The sequence below is a fragment of the Thermogutta sp. genome (assembly GCF_014359955.1).
Classification (GTDB): Bacteria; Planctomycetota; Planctomycetia; order Pirellulales; family Thermoguttaceae; genus Thermogutta.
Genome location: NZ_JACIYL010000777.1, coordinates 1 through 2,049, shown reverse-complemented (window position 1 = coordinate 2,049; position 2,049 = coordinate 1). Strand labels below are relative to the sequence as shown.

General features: G+C 59.4%; 3 protein-coding genes. 2 read left to right on the top strand and 1 reads right to left on the bottom strand.

The features are described from left to right. Window positions 1-114: 114 nt before the first annotated feature. Both H5U08_RS16875 and H5U08_RS16870 read left to right on the top strand, forming a co-directional pair. Complete coding sequence (locus H5U08_RS16875; protein WP_297035745.1) at window positions 115-912, top strand: Nif3-like dinuclear metal center hexameric protein; 798 nt, start codon at window positions 115-117, stop codon at window positions 910-912. 79 nt (window positions 913-991) lie between these two features. After that, complete coding sequence (locus H5U08_RS16870; protein ID WP_297035744.1) at window positions 992-1,747, top strand: SDR family oxidoreductase; 756 nt, start codon at window positions 992-994, stop codon at window positions 1,745-1,747. Between the two features lie 74 nt (window positions 1,748-1,821). Here the strand turns inward: H5U08_RS16870 and H5U08_RS16865 are convergent. Next, window positions 1,822-2,049, bottom strand: a 228-nt coding sequence (locus H5U08_RS16865; RefSeq protein WP_297035741.1) for a hypothetical protein, incomplete at its 5' end; no start/stop codon positions are given.

The following is a 2,049-nucleotide window of genomic DNA, read 5'->3' as shown; positions in this document are numbered from 1 at the left end:
CCCGTCTGCCCCCATACTTCCGGAGGGCACATAATAAGACGAAAATCGTATGTCCCGGGGATCAACCGAGGGGTCCCCCGATCGACGTCACAGTTTTCCAGACGGAGCCGTCCTATGAGCCGTCAACCAACCGTCGAAGACGTCTGCACTGTTTGCCGGGAGATCTGTCCGCCCGAACTCGCCGAGGCCTGGGACAACACTGGGTTGTTGCTGGGCGATCCCGCGAGAGCCGTGGAGCGGATCATGACGTGCCTCACGCTTTCCCCCAGAACGGTGGCCGAAGCGATTGAGAACGGTGCAAACCTCGTCATCAGCCACCACCCGGTGCCGTTCACACCTCTGAAAGCAATCACCACAGAAACACTGCCGGGTTGGATACTGTGGCAACTGGCCGCGCACCAGATCGCGGTATTCTCGCCGCACACCTCGTTCGATTCTGCCGCGCAGGGTATCAACCAGCTTCTGGCCGAGCGGCTGAAGCTCACAGACGTCCGACCCCTTCGCCCCTCGCCGGCCGAGCCTTCCCTGGGAACCGGCCGTCTGGGAATTCTTCCTGAACCCCAACCGTTTCTCGAATTCGCCCAGTATGTGAAGACAGTCTTCGGTTTGAAACACATTGCTGTGGCGGGATCGCCGCGTCTTCCGGTGGAACGGGTGGCCATCGGTTGCGGGGCAGCGGGTGAACTTCTCCGGGATGCCCACCAGGCCGGGTGCCAGGCCTTTGTGCTGGGGGAAACCCGTTTCCACACCTGCGTGGAGGCGGAATTCCTCGGAGTCGGCTTGTGTATGATCGGGCACTACCAGAGTGAAAGGCTCGGCGTGGAATACCTGGCCCATCTCCTCCGAGAGCGCTTCCCCCAAGTGGAGATATGGGCGTCCCAGTCAGAGTGTGACCCCATCCGGTGGATTTAAGAATTTTGCCGTATGGAGGCCCCAATCCCGTCGTCCAGTACCATCACTGGAAAGGCCGACGAGCGAAGGAGAGAAGTCCATGGAAAGTTTTCCCCGGAATTCCCGCGTCGCGGTGGTGACCGGAGCTGGCAAAAAACGCGTGGGGCAGGTCGTTGCCCGAGCTCTCGCGGAGCGCGGTTACGCGCTGGCGCTCCATTACCGGGAGTCCCGCCGGGAAGCGGAGGCGTTTCGCGAGGAATGTATAGCCGCGGGGATCACCGCGGAGCTATTCCAGGCGGACCTCGCTGATCTTTCCTCTGTTGACCGCATGTTCGATGAGATACTGGATCGCTTTGGGCGGATCGATGTCCTCGTGACGGCGGCCGCCATCTGGATTCCCACGCCTTTCGAGTCACTCAAAGCGGACGACGTGGTACGACACTTCCAGGTCAACGCAATGGGGACGTTTTGGTGCTGTTACCGAGGAGGGCTGGCCATGGTCAACCAGCGCGAAGGAGGTGTGATCATCACCATCGGTGACTGGGCGATCGAGCGTCCCTACCTCAATTATGCGGCTTATTTTCTCTCCAAAGGCTGCATCCCCACGCTGACCAGAACGCTCGCCGTGGAGCTGGCTCACCGAAATCCTGCCGTCCGTGTCAATTGCATCCTGCCAGGTCCAGTGATGATGCCAGAGAATCTGGCTGAACACGAACGAATTGAGGCAATTAAGAGCACGCTTCTGAAACGCGAGGGTCAGCCGGAACACGTGGCCGCAGCCGTTTTGTTCCTCATCGATAACGATTACATCACAGGAATTTCACTTCCCGTCGAGGGCGGCCGACTTTTAAGCTAAACCCGTGGGAGCGTACCCCCCCAGGTCATGGGAGAAGAACACGCCACGATCCAAATTCGCCATTCCCGGCGGAATTACTCCTGCTGACCGCTCTGTTGCTGTGTCAGGATTTCCCGCCTGATATCGGCAAGACTTCTTTTTTCCAGGGGTCTGGCCGCCGCCTCCTTCTGATTCTCCTGTTCCGCCTGTGCCTTTTGCTGCGATGATTTCGGACCACCTGGATCGCTGTCATTCGAGGCCGAAGTGGATTTCCCAAAAAGTTGCGCCATCCCCGTGAACCAGCCCCCTAAGCCGCTTTGCGA

Excerpts from the sequence above, each read along its gene's own strand:
- H5U08_RS16875 (WP_297035745.1), top strand. The coding sequence starts at position 115 with ATGAGCCGTCAACCAACCGTCGAAGACGTCTGCACTGTTTGCCGGGAG.
- H5U08_RS16870 (WP_297035744.1), top strand. The coding sequence starts at position 992 with ATGGAAAGTTTTCCCCGGAATTCCCGCGTCGCGGTGGTGACCGGAGCT.